Consider the following 21,303-nt stretch of genomic DNA (forward strand, 5'->3'; position numbering starts at 1 on the left):
GTGTCCACTATAGCGGGACACATGTCCAGGAAGTCCACTGTCGGTGCCGACCGTCGGCGGGCTCGCCGGCCGGGCCCCTCCGAGACGCCCTAACCGCTCGGCGGTTTCTCCAGGGCGGTCTCCGCCGGGGACCGCCCGTCCGCGGCCGGTGTCCACCGAGCGCCGGTCTGCGCGCGGTATGCGGCGACCGCGGCCTCCAGCGTCGGGTAGAAGTGGGCCGGATCGATGGTGCGGGTCAGTTCATAGCGCTCGATCTTGCGCCGCACCGGATCCTTCAGTTCGGCGAACACCAGGCTCATCCCTCGCTCGTTCAGTGCCTCGTCGAGCTCCTCGAGCTCGTCGGCCGCCGTGGTGTCCACGTCCGTCATCGGCTCGGCCGCCAGCAGCACCCACACCGGCGGCGGCTCGCAGCGGGTCAGCCGCATGATGTGGGTGCGGAAGGCCTTGGCGTTGGCGAAGAACAGGGGTCCGTCGAAGCGGTGGATCACCAGGCCCGGCAGCTGCTCGGCCTCGGGGTAGGAGCGGACGTCGTGATAGCCGGGCAGCCCCGGCACCCGGCCCAGCACGGTGTTGTACGGCCACCAGGCCCGCCGGAAGACGTTCAGGATCGACAGGCCGACGGCGACCGCGATGCCCGGCAGCACGCCGAGCAGAGCCACCCCGAGGAAGGCTGTGACCGACAGCAGGAACTCCGCCTTGCGCTGGTGCCACAGGCGTCCCGTGCCTGCGATGTCGGCCAGTGAGAGCGAGGCCGTGATGACGACGGCCGCGAGGGCCGGTTGTGGCAGGTTGCGGAAGAGCCCGGGCAGCAGAACGAGCATCAGCACGATCAGGCCCGCGCCGACGATTCCCGTCAACTGGCTCTTGGCGCCCGCCCGTTCGGCCACCGCCGTCCGTGAGCCGCTGGTGCTCACGGGGAACCCCTGGAACAGCCCGGCCGCCACGTTGGCCGCTCCGATCGCCGTCATCTCCTCGTTGCCGCGCACCTCCTGGCCGGTGCGTGCGGCGAAAGCGGAGGCGTTGGAGATGGTGTCGGCGAGGGACACCAGGGCGATGCCGAGCGCTCCGGCGCACAGCGGCCCGAAGTCGCCCCAGTGCACGTGGGGCAGGCTCAACGGCGGGAATCCCCGAGGCAGTTCGCCGACCAGGCTGACCCCGTGCCGGCCCAGGTCGAAGGCCGAGGTCGCGGCGATCGCGAGCACCACCATGACCAGGACCGCGGGCACCTTGGGCAGCCACCGCTGAAGCACCAGGATCAGGACGATCCCCGCCACCCCGACCGCCACCGAGGCCCCCACCGCCTTGCCGTCGGCCAGCCCCCGGACGAAGGCGCGCACCTCGGCGACGAGGCCGTCGGCGTCCGTCTTGAAGCCGAACAGCTTCGGCAGCTGCCCGATCAGGATGGTCAGCGCCAGCCCGTTCATGTAGCCGATCATGGTGGGCTTGGAGATGAGGTCGGCGATGAAGCCCAGCCGGCACACCCCGGCCAGAATCGTGATGGCGCCGACCATCAGGGAGAGCATCGAGGCGAGCGCCACCGCCCGCCCGCTGTCCCCGTCGGAGGCGATCAGCGGCAGGATCGTCGCCGCGATCATCGGGCCGAGCGAGGAGTCGGGGCCGAGCACCAGGATCCGCGACGGCCCGAAGACCGCGTACGCCAGAAGGCAGAGCACCGACGTGTACAGCCCGGTGATCGCGGGCAGCCCGGCCAGTTCCGCGTAGGCCATGCCCTGCGGGACCAGCAGCGTGGTGAGGACGACGCCCGCCACGACGTCCTTGACCAGCCACTCGCGCCGGTACACCGACAGCGTGCGCAGCCCTGGCGGGACGTGACGGCCTCCGGTGTCTGCCATCGCTGACCTCCTTCGGACGTGTCGGCCGAGCACCCGAGCCCAGGTCACGGTCATGGCCGGTGCGATGCTTCCTCCGACTCCTACACGTCCCGCACGAGCCCGTCGTCACCTCGCAAGGGTGACCACGGGAACCGGCCCTGCTCCTCGCGCCGGCCGCCGCGCCGCGGACCCTCGCCGGACGCCACCGTGCGGGCCTCTCGTCAGAACCGGTGGTACCGCACAGCACTGGCCATGACCACGTCCTGGACCGAGGCGTGGCGCCGGCTGAAGGGTATCCAGAGCAGGCCCACGGGGAAGGCGACACACAGCACGGCCCGCAGCAGCGCTCGGGGGGCGCCCAGCAGCCGCCCGGCGCGGCCGGTGACCCGCAGGCCCAGCAGCCAGTCGCCGAGGGTGCCGCCGGTCGACGCCCAGCTCACGCTCAGATAGAGCACGGCGACGGCCCAGCCGAGCACACCCGTCAGCCAGGCGGACGGGTCCGGCATACGGAACGGGGGCCCGGCGACGAGCAGCCGGAGACCGCCGTACGCGAACTGCACGGCGAGCCCGATGGCGGCCACCACGATCACGTCGACCAGCGCCGCGAGGCACCGCGACACCACTCCCGCGGTGTCGGCCCCAGAGTCCCGGTCCCCCTGCGTCACGGTGGCTGCCCGTGCCCGTCGGAGTGTGCCGGGGCCACGCCGGGTCTGTGCAGGAGCCGGTCGGTGACGCGGTTCACCACCCGGTCGGCCCGCATGCTGCGCAGCCGGAGCGCGTCGACCGTCTCCTCGGCCATCCCGCCGCTGGTGTCCCGGACGATCCGGCCCAGGTCGATCTCCTCCAGGACCGCCCTGGTGAGCGAGACCAGGTCGATCCTGTCGATCACGGCGTCGAGGTCAAGCCGGGCGGCGATCCGGTCGACGTCGATGCGCGCCGCGATCCGGTCCACGTCCAGCCGGGCCGCGATCTCGTCCGCATCCACCCGGGCCGTCACCCGGCTCACGTCCACGCGGTCGGCGATGCGGTCCACGTCGACCCGGTCCGCGATCAGGTCGATGTCGACGCGCCGCGCGACGCGCATCACGTCGATCCGGTCGGCGATCCGGTCGACATCGAGACGGGCGGCCAGGCCGTCGAGGTCGAGCCGGTCCACGACGGCGGCCGTGCCCGCGCGGACGAGACGGTCGACGACCGGGCCGGCGGTGCCCAGCGCGTAGCGCGTCAGCCGTCCGGTGACGTCGAAGGGATCCACCAAGCTGCGCCAGGTCATCCCACCATCGCAGCACGGCTCCGGCGCCTTCGCCTCATCCGTGGCGGGTGATTCGCGCACGCTCGGTCGGGGTGAGGATCACAGCTTCCACACGCCCCGCGCGCAGAGTCCGATGTGCCGTGCCCGGCCATGCCGTGGTGACGGGGGCGCCCGCCCGTGTCGTACGCCGCTGGACGGCCGCCGCTCAGGTGCCCGCCGTGCCGCGTCGGCACGTCTCAGGTCGAAAGTGGGAGGTGGAACCCGGTCCGAACGGCCAGACTGATGCCGTCAGCCGATGATCCAGCAGGAGGACGCACGCCGATGGCCCCGCAGCCGCCACGCCCCGCCGAGAAGCGCAAGCAGGACACCCTGCACCGACTGGAGCACGACGAGGACGTCTGGGTCGCCACCGCCCCGGACGACGGCTCGGGTGTGCCGTATCTGGTCCCGCTCTCGTTCCTCTGGGACGGCTCCGCCCTTCTCCTCGCCACCCCTGCCGGCAGCCCCACCGGACGGAACCTCAGATCGACCGGCAGAGTGCGGATCGGCCTCGGGCCCACCCGGGACGTAGTGATGATCGACGGGACCGTCGACACCATCACCCAGGCCGAACTGACCGCGGAGGAGGGGGACCGGTTCGCCGAGCGGACCGGGTTCGACCCCCGGCAACTCACCACGCCCTACCTGTACTTCCGTGTCCATCCGCGGCGCGTCCAGGCCTGGCGGGAGGAGAACGAACTCACGGGGCGTGTGCTCATGCGGGACGGACAGTGGCTGGTCGCCGACTGAATCGGCCGTGCCGGGATATCCGCAAGGTACAGGGCCGCGGGGCGCCAACGCCCCGTGGCCGGACCCTTCGGAGGAGACATGGCACTGGTGAAAGCGGGGGTCGTCGTGCTCGATTGTGCCGAGCCCGAGAAGCTCGCCGTGTTCTACAAGGAGCTGCTGGCGGCCGAGGAGACCGACGCGACCGCGAACCGCGTGGAGATCAGGGGAGCGGACGGCTTCCGGCTCGCGTTCCGCCGTGACGTGAACGCCACACCGCCGAGCTGGCCCCGCCCCGAGAACTCCCTCCAGGCCCACATCGACTTCGTGGTGGAGGACCTGGACGAGGTCGAGCGCAAGGTGGTGGAGCTCGGCGGACGCCCACTGGAGACGAAGGACGCGGCGGGGCCGTTCGAGGAACGCGGGTACGCCGACCCCGCCGGACACTCCTTCACGCTGCGCCTGGTCACCCCGACCGCGCCCAAGCAGGGCTGAGTCAGTGCAGGGCTGAGTCAGTCGCGGCCGCCCTTCTCGTCGGTCGGCCAGACTCCGGTGGAGCGTTCGATGGCTGTGGCGCCCGCGCGGTCCACCGCGCTGCGGACCACGGCGAAGATGGCGCCCTGGACCGCCGCGGCCAGCAGGATCTCTCCCCAGCCGCGGTCACGGTCCAGGGCGTCGGGCGCGTCGTCCTCGTGCCGGATCGCCTTCCAGGTCTTCTGGAAGGCCAGTCCCGCAAGCGTTCCGCTCGTCCAGCCCAGTACGAAGCCGAGGGGCTTGTAGGCGAGGGGCAGTTTCTTCTTCTTTGCCACGTCAGTCTCCTTGGTCAGTGGTGGGTCGGTGGTGCGCCGGGACCGTCTCGGCCGTCGGCGCCGGCCCCGGCGGGGTCCCGTCGCCGAAAGGACGGCCGCCGAGCCCCTCACGGTGATGCGGCGTCAGCCAGCCCGCCAGGTCAGGCCCGAGCGGCACGATGCCCGTCGGGTTGATACCGGTGTGCACCTGGTAGTAGTGCCGCTTGATGTGGTCGAAGTCGACCGTGTCACCGAAGCCCGGCGTCTGGTAGAGGTCGCGGACGTACGCCCACAGCACCTCGTTCTCCGCCAGCTTCCAGCGGTTGCACTTGAAGTGACCGTGGTAGACGGCGTCGAAACGTACCAGTGTGGTGAACAGGCGGATGTCCGCCTCGGTGATGGTGTCCCCGACGAGATACCGCTGCCGCGCCAGCCGCGGTGTCAGCAGGTCGAGCCGGTGGAACACGCCCGCGCAGGCCTCCTCGTACTCCTCCTGGCCGGAGGCGAAACCCGCCCGGTACACACCGTTGTTGACGTCCTCGTAGACGTCCGCCATCACCGTGTCGATCTCGTCGCGCAGGGCCCGCGGATACAGGTCGGGCGCTCCCTCCCGGTGCAGGGCGGTCCACTCGGTGGCGAGATCCAGGGTGAGCTGCTGGTAGTCGTTGGTGACGAGCTTCCCGCTGGGAATGTCCACGAGCGCGGGCACGCTCACCCCGCCCGGATAGTCGCTCTCCCGCTTGTCGTAGGCCTCGCTGAGGTAGCGGATTCCGAGGACCGGGTCGCGGCCGTCCGGGTCCAGGGTGAAGCGCCAGCTGCGGTCGTCCTGGATCGGGTCGGCGATCGCCATCGAGAGCGCGTCCTCCAGCCCGAGCAGCCGCCGCGAGATCACGGCCCGGCTCGCCCAGGGACACGCGCGGCTGACCACCAGGCGGTACCGGCCGGCCTCCACCGGCCAGCCGTCCCGGCCGTCGGCGGTGACCCGGTCCGCGAAATGGCTCTTGGACCGCTTGAACGCCTTGTGGCCGTACGCGCTGTTGCCGTCGTCGGCGCTGCCCATGCTTCCTCCTGTCTGTGCCTGTCCTGGTGGACGCGTTCCCCGTTTTCGGCGATCGGCACGGTGTGAGGGCCCCGGAGGCGGGCAGTCGGCGTGGGTGAGCGGGACATCGACGAACGACAAAGCGGACCGGAAAACACGCGTCACCGTACTGGTGGCGCTCGCTGCGAACCTGGTGATCGCGGTCGCCAAGGCCGTCGGCGGCCTCCTGGCGGGCTCGCCCGCGCTGCTGTCGGAAGCGGCGCACTCCGTCGCGGACAGCCTCAACGAGGTCTTTCTGCTGGCCGCGCTGCGCCGCAGCCGCCGCCCCGCCGACCGGCGCCATCCCTTCGGCTACGGCAAGGAGCGGTTCTTCTGGTCGCTGCTCGCCGCCGTCGGGATCTTCGTGATGGGCGGCTGCTTCTCCGTCTTCCAGGGGGTCGAGGCACTGCGCAACGGCGCCGAGGAGAAGCTCAGCGGCTATGTGGCCGGCCTGATCGTGCTGGGCGTGGCCTTCGTCGCCGAGGGGATCTCGCTGCTGCGGGCGCTGCACCAGGTGCACAAGCAGGGCGGGGCCGCCCAGGGGATGCGCGACCCGGCCCTGCGCACGGTCGTCGCGGAGGACGGCACGGCGGTGCTCGGCGTGACCCTGGCCATGGCCGGCATGGCCTTGCACATGGTCACCGGGCAGGTGGTGTGGGAGGCGTCGGCCTCCCTGGCCATCGGTGTGCTGCTGGTCTACGTGGCCTACCGGCTGGGCCGCGAGGCCAAGGGACAGCTCATCGGCGAGGCCGCCGACCCGGAGACCAGTGCCAGGATCCGGGCCGTGCTGGACGCGCAGCCCGAGATCGACAGTGTGGAGGCGCTTTTCACCATGAAGATGGGGCTGGACTCGGTCCTGGTGGCCGCCCGGGTCGACCTGGTGCCGGGCCTGGACAGCGAGCGGGTCGAGGAGGTCGCCGTACGGATCAAGCGGTCCATCTCCCGGACCGTGCCCGAGGCGGACCAGATCTTCCTCGACGTGACCGACCGGCCGGCCGAGGAGGCACGGGAAAGCCCCGCCGCGACGGGGGAACGCGGCGGGGCCTGACGCTCGGCTGCCCGGCCGAAGCCGGTTCATGCGTCCTGTGCCGAAGAATTTTTCCGAGGGCGGTCAGTCCCCGTCGACGGGCTCCAGAACGAAGACGGGTATCACCCGGTCCGTCTTCTTCTGGTAGTCGGCGTACGGCGGGAACGCGGCGACGGCGCGCCCCCACCACTCGTCCTTCTCGGCGCCGGTGATCTCGCGGGCGACGAAGTCCCGCTTGCCCGTGCCGTCCTGGAGTTCGACATGCGGGTCGGCCTTGACGTTGTGGTACCAGACCGGGTGCTTGGGCGCGCCGCCCAGCGAGGCGACCGCCGCGTACCGCCCGTCGTGCTCGACCCGCATCAACGGCGTCTTGCGGAGGCTGCCGCTCTTCGCGCCGCGGGTCGTCAGCACGATGACCGGCATCCCCGTGTCCATGAGCGTGTTCCCCTTGGTGCCGCCGGAGCTCTCGTACAACTCCACCTGCTCACGCACCCACTGGGTCGGGCTGGGCTCGTACTCGCCCTCAAGAGGCATGGTTTCCGTCTCCTCGCTGTCTGCTACGGGGCTCCCGCACAGAACTTCAACACCGTTCGGAACGGGAATCATCCCCTCCGGGTTCCCTGGGACTCCGGGTTCGACCTACCGGCCTTCGGGGACGGCGGATCATGGCCACCCGGGCGTGGGCCGGGCGAACGGGGAGTGGCCGGATTGCGAGGGCGGCGGACGCACCACGGCGGCCGAGACGGCAAGCTCCGTACCCGCCAGGTGCGGGAGCAGACCGGCCCACGGCCGCCCCGCCGTGCAGACCGCCCCTCCGCAGCCCGCCCCACGGCGACGATCTCCGGCCAGATTGCCCCGCCACCGATCTGGCCGAACTTATCGTCGCCCTATAGATGCCCTGGGCATCTAATGAAGATCTGCACGACGCACCCTTCGTCTGCGAGGTTTTTCATGACGGAAACGGAACCCGTCGCCTTCCCCCAGGACCGGACCTGCCCCTACCACCCGCCCACCGGCTACGACGCCCTGCGCGCCGACCGCCCGCTGTCCCGGATCACCCTCTTCGACGGCCGTCCGGCCTGGCTGGTCACCGGACACGGCACCGCCCGCGCCCTGCTCGCCGACCCCCGGCTGTCCACCGACCGCACCCGTGACGGCTTTCCCGCGCCCACGGCACGCTTCGCGGCGGTCAGGAACCGGAGGACCGCGCTGCTCGGCGTCGACGACCCCGAACACCGCGTCCAGCGGCGCATGATGGTGCCCGCTTTCACGCTCCGCCGGGCCACCGAACTGCGCCCCCGCATCCAGGAGATCGTCGACGAACGCATCGACGCGATGATCGCCCAGGGGCCGCCCGCCGAGCTGGTGAGCGCCTTCGCCCTGCCCGTCCCCTCGACCGTGATCTGCGCCCTGCTCGGCGTCCCCTACACCGACCACGACTTCTTCGAAGGACAGTCCCGGCGCCTGCTGCGCGGCCCCACGGCCGATGACGTCATGGACGCCCGTGACCAGCTCGAGGCGTACTTCGACGAGTTGATCGACCGCAAACAGAAACAGCCGGAGCCGGGCGACGGCGTGCTCGACGAACTCGTCCACCGGCAGCTGCGGGACGGCGAGGTGAACCGTGAGGAGCTGATCGCCCTGGCGATCATCCTGCTGGTCGCCGGCCACGAGACGACCGCCAACATGATCTCGCTCGGCACCTTCACCCTCCTGCAGCACCCCGACCGGCTGGCCGAGCTGCGCACCGACCCCGCGCTGATCCCGAACGCGGTAGAGGAACTCATGCGGATGCTGTCGATCGCCGACGGACTTCTGCGGATGGCCCTGGAGGACATCGAGGTGGCCGGCACGACGATCCGCGCGGGCGAGGGGGTCCTCTTCTCGACGTCGGTCGTCAACCGCGACGAGGACGTCTACACCGACCCCGACACCCTCGACTGGCACCGGTCCGCCCGCCACCACATCGCGTTCGGCTTCGGCATCCACCAGTGCCTCGGCCAGAACCTCGCCCGCGCCGAACTGGAGATCGCCCTGCACACCCTCTTCGAGCGGCTGCCCACCCTGCGCCTCGCCGCCCCCGCCGAGGAGATCCCCTTCAAACCCGGCGACACGATCCAGGGGATGCTGGAACTCCCCGTGACCTGGTAAGAGGCTCCGACGATGCACATGGACATCGACGACATCGACATCGACAAGGACGTCTGCATCGGGGCGGGCCAGTGCGCCCTGGCCGCCCCGGGCGTCTTCACCCAGGACGACGACGGCTTCAGCACGCTCCTGCCCGGCAGGGAGGACGGCGGCGGCGACCCCAGGGTCCGGGAGGCCGCCCGGGCCTGTCCCGTGGGCGCCATCACCGTGTCGGAGACGATGAGCTGACCCGGCGAGGCGGGTCGAGCACCCGGAGTTCGGCCCGCCGCGGCCTGTCTGGTTCGGTGATCATGTCGTAGGTGGTGATCGGGCCGTCCGCGACCGTGAGGGTGAGCGCGCAGCAGCTGCCGGCCGGGGGCGACGACGGGGCCGACGTCCCCGCCGAGGGCCGCGAGCCGGGACCGCTTACGCAGGGCCCGGTGAGCTGTCCCGGCGAGGCGGGTTGAGCACCCGGAGTTCGGCCCGCCGCGGCCTGTCCGGTTCGGTGATCATGTCGTAGGTGGTGATGCGCCCGTCCGCGACCGTGAGGGGTGAGTGCGCGCAGCAGCCGCCGGCCGGGGGCGACGACGGGGCCGACGTCTCCGCCGACGGCCGCGAGCCGGGACCCCCACGCAGGGCCATGGTCCCCTCGGCCACCGCCCATGCGTCCCACAGCTCCACCGGCACTCCGGGCGGCAGCGCGCCCGTCCCGGCCCGGCGCACCACATCAGGTGCCGGTACGTCCAGCAGCCCGGATCGGCGCCCCGCGCGGCGGACAGGAAGGCCTCCACCGGCCGTCCATGCCGGTCGAGCTCGGCCCTCGGGACGGCGGGAGTGCCCCGGGCCTTCAGCCGGGCCCGGCCTGCGAGCCTCTTAGGCGAGCACGGCCGCGTCCTGCGGGGAGCCAGGCCGAGGCCGACTCCTTCGCGCAGGCCCGTGACCGCCTCATGGCACCGCCGCCGGCTGATCTCAGCGGGAGTCCAGCAGCAGCCCGGCCGCCTCGCGCGCCTCGGCGGCCGGGCGGGTGCTCCGTGTGATCCCCGCCGTCACCATGGCCCCCTCGGCGAGCAGGAAGAGCGGCCCGGCCAGCGCCGCGGGCCGTCCCGCCGCGGTCACGAGGGAGGCGAGGTAGTCCCCGAACGCCTTCTTGTGCGCCCGGACCTGGGTCGCCACCCGGTCCGAGGTCGCGCCCAGTTCGCCGTACGAGTTGATCCACGCGCACCCGCGGAAGCCCTCCTCGCCGAACCACTCCTCCAGCCAGTCGAAGACCGCGAGGAGCCGCTCCTCAGGCGCCGGGCGGAGGTCCACGAACTCGGCCAGCCGGCCCCGCCACCGTCCGTCCCGCCGCTCCAGATAGGCCTCCACCAGCTGCTCCTTCGCCGGGAACAGCTGGTAGAGCCGCTTGAGGGAGACGCCGGACGCGCCCCGTATGTCGTCCATGCCGACGGACTGGATGCCCCGCCCGTAGAACAGCTCCTCGGCGGCGTCCAGCACCCGCTCACGGGCCACTGCGCTGTCCATGGACGACCCCTCCTTGACGCGAGAACGTGCGTTCTCCTACGGTAGCAGGCACCTGGAGAACGTACGTTCTCTCCCGTTCCGGCCGCCTCGGCCACGGAGGACGACATGACCGACCGCCCGCCCCTGCCCCCCTTCACCCGCGAGAGCGCCGCCCAGAAGGTGCAGGCCGCCGAGGACGCCTGGAACACCCGCGATCCGCAGCGGGTGGCACTCGCCTACTCCGAGGACTCCGTGTGGCGCAACCGCGGCACCTTCGTCACGGGCCGCGCCGAGATCGTCGCGTTCCTCACCGCGAAGTGGGCGCGCGAGCGGGAGTACGCGCTGCGCAAGGACCTGTGGGCGTTCGACGGCAACCGCATCGCGGTCCGTTTCCAGTACGAGTGCCGGGACGCCGAAGGGCAGTCGTGGCGGTCGTACGGCAACGAGCTGTGGGAGTTCGACGAGCACGGCCTGATGACCCGGCGCGAGGCGAGCATCAACGACGTGCCCATCGAGGAGAAGGATCGCCGGATCCACGGGCCGCGACCCGAGAGCGAGCGAGGGCTGTCGTTCCCGCTTCAGTAGGGTTCCGGCGTGACCGAACGGGACCAGATACCGCCCTTCTTGTACGTCGTCGTCTGCGCCGCCGGCATCGCGGCGGGCGTCGGCAAGCTGATCACCGCCGCGCAGGAGCGCGAGTGGCACGTCGGCGTCATCGCCACGCCCACCGCCATGAACGGCTTCTTCGACACGGCCGCCGTCGTGGTAGCCCCGGCCACCTTCAACACGATCAACAAGTGGGCGGCCGGAATCGCCGACACCCTCGCCGTGGGCACGCTGTGCGAGGTGGTCGGCCGCGGCGTCCCGGTCGGCGTCCTGACCTGTGTCTCCGACGACCTCGCCCGCCACCCCGCCTACCAGGACAGTCTGATCCGGCTGCGGGGGATGGGCGTGCGGTTCGGGTACCCCTACCAGGGCGCCGAGGGCGAGGAGTTCGAGTGGGAGCGGGCGCTGGACCTGGTCGAGCCGCAAGGCCGGTGACCGCGGGTCCGCGACTCGGGGACACCGGGCGCACCCGAAGTCGTAGGCTCCCCTTCGGACCCCTCTCGAAGGCAGGAGCAGCAACGATGCAGTACGTGAAGCTCGGTTCGACAGGCCTGGACGTCTCGCGGATCTGTCTGGGCTGCATGTCCTACGGCCTGCCGGACCGCGGCGTGCACGAGTGGACCCTCGACGAGGCGGCGTCGCGGCCCCTGATACGGCAGGCCCTGGACGCCGGGATCACCTTCTTCGACACCGCCAACGTCTACTCCGACGGCACCAGCGAGGAGATCGTCGGCAAGGCCCTCGCGGACTTCGCCAACCGCGACGAGATCGTGCTCGCGACCAAGGTGCACGGCCGGATGCGCTCCGGACAGAACGCCGCCGGGCTGTCCCGCAAGGCGATCATGACGGAGATCGACCACAGCCTCAGGCGCCTCGGCACCGACTACGTCGACCTGTACCAGATCCACCGCTTCGACCCGCACACCCCGGTCGAGGAGACGATGGAGGCGCTGCACGACCTGGTGAAGGCGGGCAAGGTGCGCTACATCGGGGCGAGTTCGATGTACGCCTGGCAGTTCTCCAAGATGCAGTACACGGCGGAGCGGCACGGCTGGACGAAGTTCGTCTCCATGCAGAACCACTACAACCTCCTTTACCGCGAGGAGGAGCGCGAGATGCTGCCGCTCTGTGCCGACCAGGGGGTCAGCGCCCTGCCGTGGAGCCCGCTGGCCCGCGGCCGCCTGACCCGGGACTGGGGCACGGTCACCGACCGCAGCTCCGCCGACGACTTCGGCAGCCGTCTCTACCGGGAGGGCGACCGCACCATCGTCGAGGCCGTCACCCGTATCGCCGGTGAGCGGGGCGTTCCCCGCGCCCAGGTGGCCCTGGCCTGGCTGCTGGCCCAGGACACGGTGGCGGCCCCGATCGTGGGCGCGGGCAAGCCGCACCACATCGAGGACGCGGTGGCGGCGGTCGAACTGGAGCTCAGCGACAAGGAGATCGAGGAGCTGGAGGGGCCATACACGGCCCGCCCCATCGTCGGTCACAGCTGAACGGAGTCGAGCCCGGCTAGTGCGGTCCCTGCGGTGCGAACTCCGTACCGCACGGACCCGCCCCCTCACTCTCCGCCAACGGCACCCGCGCACCGCTCATCGACAACGTCCGGTAGTAGTGCCCGATCCGCTCGGTGGAAGCTCCCACGTAGTGCCCGATGAACGACCGCCGGAACCGCTCGGCCGTACGGTTCGGCTGCGACCCGTGCACCAGGCTGCCGTTGAAGAACAGGACGTCCCCGGGCGCCATGTCGACGGGAACCGGGGTGAGCCCCGGCGGCGGTGCCACGTACTCCCGGGCGAACGACACCTCGGAGTCCGCGAGTTCGGGGCAGAACAGGTCCATCCGGTGCGTGCCCGGGACGACTTCGAGGCCGCCGTTGTCCCGGTCGATCTCGTCGCAGGCCACCCAGGCCGCGACACATGTGCCCGGCTCGACCCGCAGATAGAAGTTGTCCTGGTGCAGCGCCTGCCCCCGCGCCCCCGGCGGCTTGAAGTAGAACATGCTCTGCGCCGCCAGTACCTCCTCCCCGAGCAGCGTCTCCAGCACCTCCCGCAGCCGGGCGTCCAACAGGAACCGCAGCGCGAGCTCGTTGATCTCGTGCGGCTGCATCACCCGCGGATACCTGCGCAGCGGGTCCGTCGACCCGCTCGGCGCACGCGGCTCGAAGTGCCCCGGCACCGGCCCGCCGGCATGCAGTGCCGTGAACTGCCCGCACAGCCGGTCGATCTCGTCGCGTGCGAACAGCCCGCGGACGACCATGAAGCCGTCCTCCTGGAACTGCCGGAACCCTGTCTCGATGCCCGTGACTGTCATATGGGCGCTCCCTGCTCGTAGCTGCTCGTCCCCGTTCGGATGTGTTCCACTCGTCACGCTAGGCCGCAGCCGGTGCCAGGAGGATGCCCGTGACCGCCGACGGATTGCCCGAGACGGCTGCGTCCGTCGACCCCGGCCCACCGCCGGGCCTCGTGGTCGTCGGCCGCTACGACGAACTCCCGGGCTACGCCGTCCAGCGACCGCGCGGCGCCGACAGCTGGCTGTTCACCTGGACGGTGGGCGGCCGGGGCACCCTGCGCCAGGGACGGGCCGAGACCAGCGCCGGCACCGGGGACCTGGTGGTGCTCGCCCCCGGCACCCCGCACCGCTACGGCGTCCAACAGGGCGCCGCCCACTGGGAGTTCTGGTGGGCGCACTGCGGAGCCAGACCGTCCTGGACCGCCTGGCTGGGGCCGTACCGCAGGGGGGACGGCCTGTACGTCGTCACCCCGGACCCCGCGGACGGCGGCCCGCACGCCCGCATCGAGGCGGCCTTTCGCCGGATGCTCGCCGACGCCCGCTGGACCGGCACCGGCACTCCGCCCGACACCGCCCCGCCCGACGGCCGGGTCGCCGTCGCCGTGGCCCACGGCACCACCGCCCGCGAACTCGCCCTGGGCGCACTGGAGGAGGTCGTCCTGCTCACCGCCGGCGCCGCGCGCGGGGCCCGGACCGGGACCGGCGTCGACCACCGGGTTCAGCGCGCCCAGGAGTTGATCGCGGCCGACCCCGGCGCCCCGCACACGGTCCGGTCGCTCGCCGTCCAGGTGTCGCTGTCCCCGTCCCGGTTCGCCCACCTCTTCACCCGGCAGGTGGGTCGCTCGCCGATGCGGGCACTGCGTGAGGCACGCCTTCAGCACGCCGCCCGGCTGCTGGAAAGCACCGACCTGTCCGTGGAACGCGTCGCCGCCGCCTCGGGCTTCGCCAGCCCCTTCCACTTCAACCGCGTCTTCCGCGACCGCTACGGGACGCCGCCCGGGGCCTACCGGGTCAGCCGGCTCAATGGTTGAGGCATGAACCAGTGGGGCCACCGGATGGGCTGTGTAGTGGATGTTCAATGGTTGGCTGGAACTCTTCGCGGAGTTGACTGAATCCCGTTTCCCTTTACGCCCTCAGGAGAGCGGCAATCGTCGAGCCGTCGGTGTTGACGAATTGTCTATCTGCAGCGGGCCGACAGGATGCGCAAAACGGTGGGATCACTTGTTGGGCGTCCCTGACCTGTGCAAAGGTGTGCCTTGTCAGCACACAGACAATGCTTATTCCCCCTGTGTGCTCATGACCCCCTCCGTACGCCCTTCATGCTCCAAAAGAGCTGTCCCAGGCGGACGCACCCATTGGTATGGACTTTAAGCAATGCAGCATGCCCTCGGGAGGAAATGCCGCCGTGAATGACGCAGGACTGTCGAATTCCCCGTCTCCGGTTCGCCCGTACGACGTCACGGACGAGCAGCTGAGCGCAGAGCTCAAGAAGTGGAGCGGCACGACGCCGGCCCTGCAGCCCGTCGGTGAACTTCTCGACCGGCACTGGGAAGCCGCCTTCGCCTACGCGCGGCTGTGCACCGACGGTCCCCGCCCCGCGGGCATGCTCACCACGGCAGCGTTCACCCGCCTCTTCGGCGAATCCCTGCGGCACACCGGGCCGACCGCCGCGTGGCGGCCCCATCTGCTCGTCACCGTCCGCCGGATCGCGGCCGAGTGGGACTCCGACGGCCGGCGGGAGATGCTCCACCCCGCGCTGAGAACCGAGGCGGGCGGCGACAGAGCCGCGGCCCGCCTGCTGCCCCCCGCCGAGCGGCGTCTGCTGTCCGGCGCCTTCCAGCGCCTGCAGCAGTCCGCCCGCTGCCTGCTGTGGCACACCGAGGTCGAGGCCGAGCCGATCGGCGTCCCCGCGGCCCTCCTCGGTCTGGACGAGGAGGACGCCCGCGTCGAACTCCGCCGGGCCCGCGAGCGGTTGCGCGAGGAATGCCTCCAGGTCCACCGCGAACTCGCCCCCGAGCAGGAGTGCCGGCACTATCTGCGGCTGCTCGACGTGACCTACCGGCGCGGCGGTGTCGAACTCGACCCCGATCTGCGCGAGCACCTGGAGCGATGCCGGCACTGCCTGCACACCGCCGACCAACTGCACCAGTTCAACGGGCAGCTCGGCCTCGCCCTCGCCGAGGCCGTACTCGGCTGGGGGGCCGCCGCTTATGTGCAGGCACGACTGAGCGTCGACGACGCGGGAGCGGCGCGGGAGGCCCGACAGCACGCGCCGGAGCGGCCGTTCGTGGCCGAGGCCTTCGGCGCTCCGATGCCCTTCCCCGCCCCGGGCGGGGGCGCGGCAGCCGCTTCCGGATCCGCCGACGCGGCGTCCGCGGCCCCCGGCTCCCGTGCCCGTACGCGCTCGGCCGCCCGCCGCTCGGCCCACAAGGCCGCCCGCCGCACCTCCCGCCGCAACCTCACCGCGGCCGTCCTGACGGTGAGCGGACTCGTCGTCCTCCCCCTGGTCATGTGGTCCTCGTTCCACTCGAACGGCAGCGGCCCGGCCGAGGCGGCCCCCTCCGAGGCGCCCGGCTCGGACACGGCCTCCTCGACCACGGACCCGTCCCGGGCCGGAGCGGGCGAGGCACGCCAGGGCGACCTGCGCGGCCGCCTGCACAACGTCGAGTCCGGGCTGTGCGTCGGCGTCGTCGGCAAGAAGATCGCCCAGGGCGCCGAGACCGAACTCGCCGAGTGCTCCGCGGACGAGGGCCAGCAGTGGACGTACGAGGCCGACGGACTCCTGCGCAGCGGCGCCGACCCCGACCTGTGCCTGGACTCCCACCTCGGCTTCTCGGTGCGGCTCGCGACCTGTACGGGCGTCACCGCGCCCGACGCCAAGAACATCCGCTACGACTTCACCCTCCAGGGCACCCTCGTACCGCGCTGGGGCCAGGACCTCGCCCTGACCCCCGCCGCCACCGACGGATCCGGCGCGCTGGTCGTGAAGAACCGCGACGACGGCCCCGCCCAGCGCTGGGTGTTCGACACCTCGAAGCCCGACCCCCAGATGGAAGCGGTCAACTGGGACGCGGACAGCAGCCCCACGCCGACCCCGAAGTCCGCCCCCGCGCCCTCCAGGACGACCCCACCGACCCCGAAGGCGTCCGCCACACCGACGGCCACGACGACCCCGTCGAGCAGCGCGTCCCCCGGCGGCAACTGCGCCACCAACCCGTACTACTGCAACTGGGGCGGCCAGAACGGCGGACCCGGCGGCGGGTACGGCTACCCCGGCGGCTACGGCTATCCCGGTGGCCCAGGTTACGGCGGCGGCTACGGAGGCGGGCGCTGAGCCCGCTCAGGCCCCGACGAGCTGGAGCGAGCCCCACAGGGCCACCACCGCGGCGGCGAGCGCGGTCGGTACGGTCAGCAGGCCGAGCCGGGTGAACTCCCCGAGCCCGACCTCGTGGTCGTCGCGGTGCAGGATGCGCCGCCACAGCAGCGTGGCCAGGGACCCGGCGTAGGTCAGGTTCGGGCCGATGTTCACGCCGAGCAGCACGGCGAGGACCGCGCCGGGCCCGGCCGCGGCGGTGAGCGGCAGCAGGACCAGCACCGCGGGCAGATTGTTGATCAGGTTCGCCAGGACGGCGGCCAGCGCGGCTGTCCCCAGCAGCGCGACGAGCCCCGTGCCCTCGGGCAGGACGCGGCCCAGGGCGTCGGCGAGCCCGTTGTCGACGACCGCACGCACCACGACGCCGAGGGCGAGCACGAACGCCAGGAAGGCCGGGGCCGCCGACCGCACCACCGAGGCGGGGGTGGCCTGCTTCCGGACGAGAGCGCGGCCCGCCAGCACGAGCGCCCCCGCGCAGGCGACCCAGGCGGGATCGACGCCGAACGCGGAGGCGACCACGAACCCGGCCAGTGTGCAGCCGACGGTGATCAGCGCGAACAGCGGCAGCGCGGGCTCCTCGGACGGCTCGGGGGAGTGGTCGACGACGGTGAGGTCGGTATCGAAGAAGCGCCGGAAGACCGCGTACTCGACGGCGATCGCCGCCAGCCAGGGCAGCGTCATCAGCAGCGCGAACCGGGTGAAGCTCACCCCGCTCGCCTCGAAGGCCAGCAGGTTGGTGAGGTTCGACACCGGCAGCAGCAGCGAGGCCGTGTTCGACAGATGCGCGCACGCGTAGACGTGCGGCTTCGCACGGGCCCCCATCCGGGACGCGGTGACCAGCACCACCGGCGTCAGCAGCACCACGGTGGCGTCCAGACTGAGCACCGCCGTGATCACCGAGGCCAGCCCGAACACACCGGTCAGCAGCCGCCCCGGAGAGCCGGCGGACCGCCGCGCCAGCCAGGCGCCACACGCCTGGAACAGCCCCTCGACGTCACAGAAGTGGGCGAGCACCAGGACCGCGGCCAGGAATCCGACCACCGGTCCGAGGCGTTCGGCCTCCGCCCACGCGTGTTCCGGGGAGATCGCCCCGGTCACGACCGCGAGCCCGGCCGCCGGGACGGCGACCACCGCTTCCGGGAGGCCGAAGGGACGCAGAACCGCCCATACGAGGACGGCGGCGAGCAGGGCGACGGACAGGGCTTCGGCGAGCGGGGTGTTCAGGGCAGATCCTTCGGTACGTGTGCAGGTCGTGCCCGGTCATGAAACCAGGCGGAAGTAAGAAACCTGCCAATACCCCGACCGCGGCCGCTCAGGCCCCGGTGCCGGGACTGAAGGGGATCAGCCGCACCGACGACTCGTTGCCGGACACCGGGACCTGCCCGGACTTCCACGTCACCTTCAGCGGGTCCTCCTCGTCCGGCGGGGTCACCAGCAGGGCGGCAGGGGTGGCCGTGCCCGCCCCGCTGACCTCCGGGTTCGCGAAGGACAGCCCGGCCCAGGCGCTCTGGCCCGGCGCCAGCTTCACGGTCTCCGGCTCGGTGGCGGAGCGCTTGGGGTCCGGGCCCAGCTGCTTGCCGGACGCGTCGACGAACGCGGTGCCCGGATAGCCGTGCAGGGTGCAGGTGCGGCTCGACTCGTTCGTCAGCACGACCGGGAAGTTCTCCTGCCCGGCACCCGGGTCGTTGCGGCCCACCGAGGCGCTCAGCTCGGAGGTGTGGCAGCGGGTTCCACCGGCGGGGGAGGGCGATGCGGACGGGGTGAGGGAGTTGCTCACCGCGTCGGTCGGCACCCCGCTGCCCGTGCCGGAGTCGGACGGCGTCGCGGTGCCGGTCGCGGAGGCCGCCGTGCCGGACTCCGTGGCCGGGGCGTTCGCCGAGCCGTCGCCGTCGCCGTCGCCGCAACCCGCCAGGAGGCCGAGCATCGCGACCGCACTCGCGAGCAGTGCCGCCCGCCGCACACCCAGGAACCTGTTCATCATGTCTCCACACTCCCGGAGAATCCACGCACGCGCGCGTAGCGCGCATGCCCTGTCACCAAGCTCCGATGCGGGACGGCCCGGAAAAGTTCGCTCACTTCCGGACGTGTACGGCCGCCGGGAGCCGGCCGGCCACCGAAGCGCCGCCGTCCGGGTGTCGGGCCCGGCGGCCCGCGCGAGGCTCTACTCCAGGTCGAGGAGCCCGATCTCGGCCCAGATCGTCTTGCCGTCGGGCGTGTGCCGGCTGCCCCAGCGCTGGGTGAGCTGAGCGACCAGGAGCAGTCCCCGGCCGCCCTCGTCCCACGTCTTGGCGCGCCGCAGATGCGGTGCGGTGTGGTTGGTGTCGGAGACCTCGCAGATCAGCGTGGTCGCGTCATGGATGAGCCGCAGCCGGATGGGACGGGCGCCGTACCGGATCGCGTTCGTCACCAGCTCGCTCGTCACCAGTTCGGCCGTGAACGACGCCTCGCTCAGGTCCCAGCGGCCCAGCTGCTCCACGACCTGCTTGCGGACGGGCGCCACCAGCGACGGGTCGGCGGGGATGTCCCAGGTCGCCACCTGAGAGGCGGGCAGCCCCAGGGTGCGGGCCAGCAGCAGGGCCACGTCGTCCGTGGAGCCGCCCGCCGGGAGCATCGCGTGCAGCATGCGGTCGCAGCTCTCCTCCAGGGAGTCGGAGGGCGCGGCCAGGGCCTCGCACAGCAGCGCGTGACTGGCGTCCACGTCCCGCTCCCGGGACTCGATCAGCCCGTCCGTGAACAGGGACAGCACGGTCCCCTCGGGCAGCGCCAGCTCGGCGGACTCGAACGGCAGCCCGCCCAGGCCCAGCGGCGGCCCCGCCGGAAGGTCCACCTGGCGTGCGTCCCCGCCCGGCATCAGCATCACAGGCGCCGGATGCCCGGCCCGGGCCAGCGTGCAGCGCCGCGACACCGGGTCGTACACCGCGTAGAGACAGGTGGCCCCGACCTCACCGGGACTGCCCTCACCGCCGGCCTCCGCGGACAGCCGTACGACGAGGTCGTCGAGGTGGGTGAGCAGCTCGTCCGGGGCCAGGTCGATGTCGGCGAGCGTGCGGACGGCGGTGCGCAGCCGGCCCATCGTCGCCGAGGCCTGGATGCCGTGCCCGACCACGTCCCCGACGACCATCGCGACCCGCATGCCCGACAGCGGGATCACGTCGAACCAGTCGCCGCCCACTCCGGCGCGCGCGGCCGGGAGATAGCGGGAGGCCGCCTCCACGGCGGCCGTGCGCGGCAGGGAGCGGGGCAGCAGGCTGCGCTGGAGGGCGAGGGCGGTCTCGCGCTCGCGGGAGAAGCGGCGGGCGTTGTCGATGCAGATGCCGGCGCGCGCGGTGATCTCCTCGGCCAGCAGCACGTCGTCCGGGGTGAAGGGGTCGGGCCGGCGGTAGCGGGTGAGGACCGCGACTCCGAGGGTCTGGCCGCGGGCCTGGATCGGCACGGACATCGTGGAGTGGACGCCGTACTCCTTGACCCGCTCGCCGCGTGTCCTGTTCCAGTTGAGCCACCGGTCCAGGCGCCCGGAGGCGATCGTGGCGGAGATGGTGCGGCCCGCCGTCAGCGAGTCCGCCTGCGGCGAGGTGGCCGGATACACCTCCGAGTGCCCCGGCTTGACCACGGCCAGGGGATTGCCGGGGTCCACCGACTGGTGGGCGGCGCGGCGCAGCTCCACCGGCGCGGTGAGCGTCGCCGGTGTCTCGCCGTTCTCCTGCGGGTCCAGCAGGTCGACGCTGACGAAGTCGGCGAGAGCCGGAATGCAGACATCCGCCAGCTCCTGGGCCGTGCGGGTGACGTCGAGGGTGGTGCCGATGCGCACACTCGCCTCGTTGACCAGCTGGAGCCGCTCCCGGGCGAGGAAGTTGTCGGAGAAGTCGTGGGCGGCCAGACACACGCCCCGCACCCGGCCCGCCGCGTCGGTGACGGGCGCCATCCGGGCCAGCCAGGCGTGCGCGCCGTCCTCGCCCCCGGTCCGCATGTACGTCTGCACGTCCTTGGCCCGGCCGGTGGTGAGCACCTCCAGCAGGTGCTCCTCCAGTTCCTCGCTCTGCCCCTTGCCGCCGATCTCGGAGAGTCTGAGCCCCTGGATGCGCTTCTCGGGCAGCCCGATCACGTCGGCCATGGCGTCGTTGACCCGGCGCAACCGCAGCTCTTCGTCGTAGACGGCGAGGGCACAGGGCGACTGGGTCAGTGCGGCCGTGCCCAGCGGGTCGTCGGGGGAGCGGGGGCCGCCGGGGTCCAGCGGGGTGACCACGAGCCAGTGCCCGGGGCCGCCGTCGGAGGAGCGCTGGTGGTGGGCGAGCAGCCACACCGACACGGCGGTGCCGTCGCGGTGGCACAGGGTGAGGGTGCCGTCCCAGCGGCCGCCCACGGGCCCGTCGGGTGTCTCCTCGCCCCCGCTGACCAGGAGGTTCACCGCCGGTCTGCCCACGACCTCGGCGGGCGACCAGCCCAGCAGCCGCTGCGCCCCGGCGTTCCACGCGACCAGCGTGCCGTCCTCACCGACGACGGCCCGAGCTGTCGCCGCGTCGTCGAACGGGTACACGAGGGTCATCGCCGCCACTCCATTGCGCGCACTCTCAGTGAACAAACAGGTCACTTGGGTTCCAGCGTAGTGGGTCGCGCTCACCCGCGGACGGTGAACCCCTGTGTACGCCCCACCCCTGGCCGGGGC

The 21,303-nt window shown here is 72.0% G+C and carries 22 protein-coding genes; 10 read left to right on the top strand and 12 right to left on the bottom strand.

What is annotated here, in order from left to right; genetic code table 11:
• Positions 1-89 precede the first annotated feature (89 nt).
• The 3 genes from H293_RS0106755 to H293_RS0106765 all read right to left on the bottom strand — a co-directional run bounded on the left by H293_RS0106755 (position 90) and on the right by H293_RS0106765 (position 3,105).
• On the bottom strand, positions 90-1,853 hold the full coding sequence (locus H293_RS0106755; protein ID WP_020117124.1) for a SulP family inorganic anion transporter: 1,764 nt from the start codon (positions 1,851-1,853) through the stop codon (positions 90-92).
• A 200-nt stretch (positions 1,854-2,053) separates the two neighbouring features.
• Complete coding sequence (locus H293_RS0106760) at positions 2,054-2,497, bottom strand: RDD family protein (protein WP_028807614.1); 444 nt, start codon at positions 2,495-2,497, stop codon at positions 2,054-2,056.
• The gene (locus H293_RS0106765) at positions 2,494-3,105 is read right to left on the bottom strand and encodes a hypothetical protein (protein ID WP_020117126.1); all 612 of its coding nucleotides are present in this window, start codon (positions 3,103-3,105) and stop codon (positions 2,494-2,496) included. The genes H293_RS0106760 and H293_RS0106765 overlap by 4 nt, the downstream gene beginning before the upstream one ends.
• Before the next feature lie 300 nt (positions 3,106-3,405).
• Here H293_RS0106765 and H293_RS0106770 point away from each other — a divergent pair, with 300 nt between their 5' ends.
• Both H293_RS0106770 and H293_RS0106775 read left to right on the top strand, forming a co-directional pair.
• A complete protein-coding gene (locus H293_RS0106770) occupies positions 3,406-3,873 on the top strand; it encodes a pyridoxamine 5'-phosphate oxidase family protein (protein ID WP_020117127.1) in 468 nt (155 codons plus the stop codon).
• 78 nt (positions 3,874-3,951) lie between these two features.
• Positions 3,952-4,344: a VOC family protein gene (locus H293_RS0106775; RefSeq protein ID WP_020117128.1), complete on the top strand. Its 393-nt coding sequence runs from the start codon at positions 3,952-3,954 to the stop codon at positions 4,342-4,344.
• A gap of 17 nt (positions 4,345-4,361) precedes the next feature.
• Here H293_RS0106775 and H293_RS0106780 read toward each other — a convergent pair whose 3' ends face one another.
• Together H293_RS0106780 and H293_RS0106785 are read right to left on the bottom strand one after the other, a co-directional pair.
• The gene (locus H293_RS0106780) at positions 4,362-4,658 is read right to left on the bottom strand and encodes a DUF4235 domain-containing protein (RefSeq protein ID WP_020117129.1); all 297 of its coding nucleotides are present in this window, start codon (positions 4,656-4,658) and stop codon (positions 4,362-4,364) included.
• A 1-nt stretch (position 4,659) separates the two neighbouring features.
• Entirely contained in the window at positions 4,660-5,697 is a 1,038-nt protein-coding gene (locus tag H293_RS0106785; protein WP_020117130.1) for a glutathione S-transferase family protein, read from the bottom strand.
• On the opposite strand from H293_RS0106785, the gene H293_RS0106790 reads away from it, so the two are divergent.
• Positions 5,696-6,763, top strand: coding sequence for a cation diffusion facilitator family transporter (locus H293_RS0106790; RefSeq protein WP_397895337.1), 1,068 nt, complete (start codon positions 5,696-5,698; stop codon positions 6,761-6,763). The two genes, H293_RS0106785 and H293_RS0106790, sit on opposite strands and share 2 nt — an antisense overlap.
• A gap of 63 nt (positions 6,764-6,826) precedes the next feature.
• Here the strand turns inward: H293_RS0106790 and H293_RS0106795 are convergent, their stop codons facing one another.
• Positions 6,827-7,276 (bottom strand): nitroreductase family deazaflavin-dependent oxidoreductase, encoded by a 450-nt coding sequence (locus H293_RS0106795; RefSeq protein WP_020117132.1) that lies wholly within the window; start codon positions 7,274-7,276, stop codon positions 6,827-6,829.
• Positions 7,277-7,693: 417 nt separating this feature from the next.
• On the opposite strand from H293_RS0106795, the gene H293_RS0106800 reads away from it, so the two are divergent.
• Both H293_RS0106800 and H293_RS0106805 read left to right on the top strand, forming a co-directional pair.
• Positions 7,694-8,893: a cytochrome P450 gene (locus H293_RS0106800; protein WP_020117133.1), complete on the top strand. Its 1,200-nt coding sequence runs from the start codon at positions 7,694-7,696 to the stop codon at positions 8,891-8,893.
• A 12-nt stretch (positions 8,894-8,905) separates the two neighbouring features.
• Positions 8,906-9,121, top strand: a complete 216-nt coding sequence (locus H293_RS0106805; protein WP_020117134.1) for a ferredoxin — start codon at positions 8,906-8,908, stop codon at positions 9,119-9,121.
• A 177-nt stretch (positions 9,122-9,298) separates the two neighbouring features.
• Here H293_RS0106805 and H293_RS0106810 read toward each other — a convergent pair whose 3' ends face one another.
• Together H293_RS0106810 and H293_RS0106815 are read right to left on the bottom strand one after the other, a co-directional pair.
• Positions 9,299-9,598: a hypothetical protein gene (locus H293_RS0106810; RefSeq protein WP_158694404.1), complete on the bottom strand. Its 300-nt coding sequence runs from the start codon at positions 9,596-9,598 to the stop codon at positions 9,299-9,301.
• Positions 9,599-9,841: 243 nt separating this feature from the next.
• Positions 9,842-10,393, bottom strand: a complete 552-nt coding sequence (locus tag H293_RS0106815; protein WP_020117136.1) for a TetR/AcrR family transcriptional regulator — start codon at positions 10,391-10,393, stop codon at positions 9,842-9,844.
• Positions 10,394-10,498: 105 nt separating this feature from the next.
• Between H293_RS0106815 and H293_RS0106820 the strand changes: the two genes are divergently transcribed.
• From H293_RS0106820 to H293_RS0106830, 3 genes are all read left to right on the top strand, one after another.
• Complete coding sequence (locus H293_RS0106820; RefSeq protein WP_020117137.1) at positions 10,499-10,957, top strand: nuclear transport factor 2 family protein; 459 nt, start codon at positions 10,499-10,501, stop codon at positions 10,955-10,957.
• Between the two features lie 9 nt (positions 10,958-10,966).
• On the top strand, positions 10,967-11,413 hold the full coding sequence (locus tag H293_RS0106825) for a flavoprotein (protein WP_020117138.1): 447 nt from the start codon (positions 10,967-10,969) through the stop codon (positions 11,411-11,413).
• Between the two features lie 86 nt (positions 11,414-11,499).
• The gene (locus H293_RS0106830; RefSeq protein WP_020117139.1) at positions 11,500-12,471 is read left to right on the top strand and encodes an aldo/keto reductase; all 972 of its coding nucleotides are present in this window, start codon (positions 11,500-11,502) and stop codon (positions 12,469-12,471) included.
• A gap of 16 nt (positions 12,472-12,487) precedes the next feature.
• Here H293_RS0106830 and H293_RS0106835 read toward each other — a convergent pair whose 3' ends face one another.
• Complete coding sequence (locus H293_RS0106835; protein ID WP_020117140.1) at positions 12,488-13,288, bottom strand: phytanoyl-CoA dioxygenase family protein; 801 nt, start codon at positions 13,286-13,288, stop codon at positions 12,488-12,490.
• Positions 13,289-13,377: 89 nt separating this feature from the next.
• Here H293_RS0106835 and H293_RS0106840 point away from each other — a divergent pair, with 89 nt between their 5' ends.
• Together H293_RS0106840 and H293_RS0106845 are read left to right on the top strand one after the other, a co-directional pair.
• Positions 13,378-14,298: a helix-turn-helix domain-containing protein gene (locus tag H293_RS0106840; protein ID WP_020117141.1), complete on the top strand. Its 921-nt coding sequence runs from the start codon at positions 13,378-13,380 to the stop codon at positions 14,296-14,298.
• Between the two features lie 374 nt (positions 14,299-14,672).
• Positions 14,673-16,601, top strand: a complete 1,929-nt coding sequence (locus tag H293_RS0106845; protein ID WP_033415244.1) for an RICIN domain-containing protein — start codon at positions 14,673-14,675, stop codon at positions 16,599-16,601.
• A 6-nt stretch (positions 16,602-16,607) separates the two neighbouring features.
• On the opposite strand, the gene H293_RS0106850 is transcribed toward H293_RS0106845, so the two are convergent.
• The 3 genes from H293_RS0106850 to H293_RS0106860 form a co-directional block, all read right to left on the bottom strand.
• On the bottom strand, positions 16,608-17,864 hold the full coding sequence (locus tag H293_RS0106850; RefSeq protein WP_028807618.1) for an SLC13 family permease: 1,257 nt from the start codon (positions 17,862-17,864) through the stop codon (positions 16,608-16,610).
• Between the two features lie 88 nt (positions 17,865-17,952).
• A complete protein-coding gene (locus H293_RS0106855) occupies positions 17,953-18,621 on the bottom strand; it encodes a DUF4232 domain-containing protein (RefSeq protein WP_020117143.1) in 669 nt (222 codons plus the stop codon).
• 180 nt (positions 18,622-18,801) lie between these two features.
• A complete protein-coding gene (locus H293_RS0106860) occupies positions 18,802-21,183 on the bottom strand; it encodes an ATP-binding SpoIIE family protein phosphatase (RefSeq protein WP_020117144.1) in 2,382 nt (793 codons plus the stop codon).
• Positions 21,184-21,303: the final 120 nt, after the last annotated feature.

It is taken from the genome of Streptomyces canus 299MFChir4.1, assembly GCF_000383615.1.
Classification (GTDB): Bacteria; Actinomycetota; Actinomycetes; order Streptomycetales; family Streptomycetaceae; genus Streptomyces; species Streptomyces canus_C.

What these genes read in the sequence shown, in the direction of transcription:
- H293_RS0106800 (WP_020117133.1), top strand. Translation starts at nt 7,694, where the DNA reads ATGACGGAAACGGAACCCGTCGCCTTCCCCCAGGACCGGACCTGCCCC.
- H293_RS0106755 (WP_020117124.1), bottom strand. Translation starts at nt 1,853, where the DNA reads ATGGCAGACACCGGAGGCCGTCACGTCCCGCCAGGGCTGCGCACGCTG.
- H293_RS0106765 (WP_020117126.1), bottom strand. Translation starts at nt 3,105, where the DNA reads ATGACCTGGCGCAGCTTGGTGGATCCCTTCGACGTCACCGGACGGCTG.
- H293_RS0106805 (WP_020117134.1), top strand. Translation starts at nt 8,906, where the DNA reads ATGCACATGGACATCGACGACATCGACATCGACAAGGACGTCTGCATC.
- H293_RS0106815 (WP_020117136.1), bottom strand. Translation starts at nt 10,393, where the DNA reads ATGGACAGCGCAGTGGCCCGTGAGCGGGTGCTGGACGCCGCCGAGGAG.
- H293_RS0106790 (WP_397895337.1), top strand. Translation starts at nt 5,696, where the DNA reads ATGCTTCCTCCTGTCTGTGCCTGTCCTGGTGGACGCGTTCCCCGTTTT.
- H293_RS0106775 (WP_020117128.1), top strand. Translation starts at nt 3,952, where the DNA reads ATGGCACTGGTGAAAGCGGGGGTCGTCGTGCTCGATTGTGCCGAGCCC.
- H293_RS0106820 (WP_020117137.1), top strand. Translation starts at nt 10,499, where the DNA reads ATGACCGACCGCCCGCCCCTGCCCCCCTTCACCCGCGAGAGCGCCGCC.
- H293_RS0106835 (WP_020117140.1), bottom strand. Translation starts at nt 13,288, where the DNA reads ATGACAGTCACGGGCATCGAGACAGGGTTCCGGCAGTTCCAGGAGGAC.
- H293_RS0106855 (WP_020117143.1), bottom strand. Translation starts at nt 18,621, where the DNA reads ATGATGAACAGGTTCCTGGGTGTGCGGCGGGCGGCACTGCTCGCGAGT.
- H293_RS0106860 (WP_020117144.1), bottom strand. Translation starts at nt 21,183, where the DNA reads ATGACCCTCGTGTACCCGTTCGACGACGCGGCGACAGCTCGGGCCGTC.
- H293_RS0106795 (WP_020117132.1), bottom strand. Translation starts at nt 7,276, where the DNA reads ATGCCTCTTGAGGGCGAGTACGAGCCCAGCCCGACCCAGTGGGTGCGT.
- H293_RS0106770 (WP_020117127.1), top strand. Translation starts at nt 3,406, where the DNA reads ATGGCCCCGCAGCCGCCACGCCCCGCCGAGAAGCGCAAGCAGGACACC.
- H293_RS0106830 (WP_020117139.1), top strand. Translation starts at nt 11,500, where the DNA reads ATGCAGTACGTGAAGCTCGGTTCGACAGGCCTGGACGTCTCGCGGATC.
- H293_RS0106785 (WP_020117130.1), bottom strand. Translation starts at nt 5,697, where the DNA reads ATGGGCAGCGCCGACGACGGCAACAGCGCGTACGGCCACAAGGCGTTC.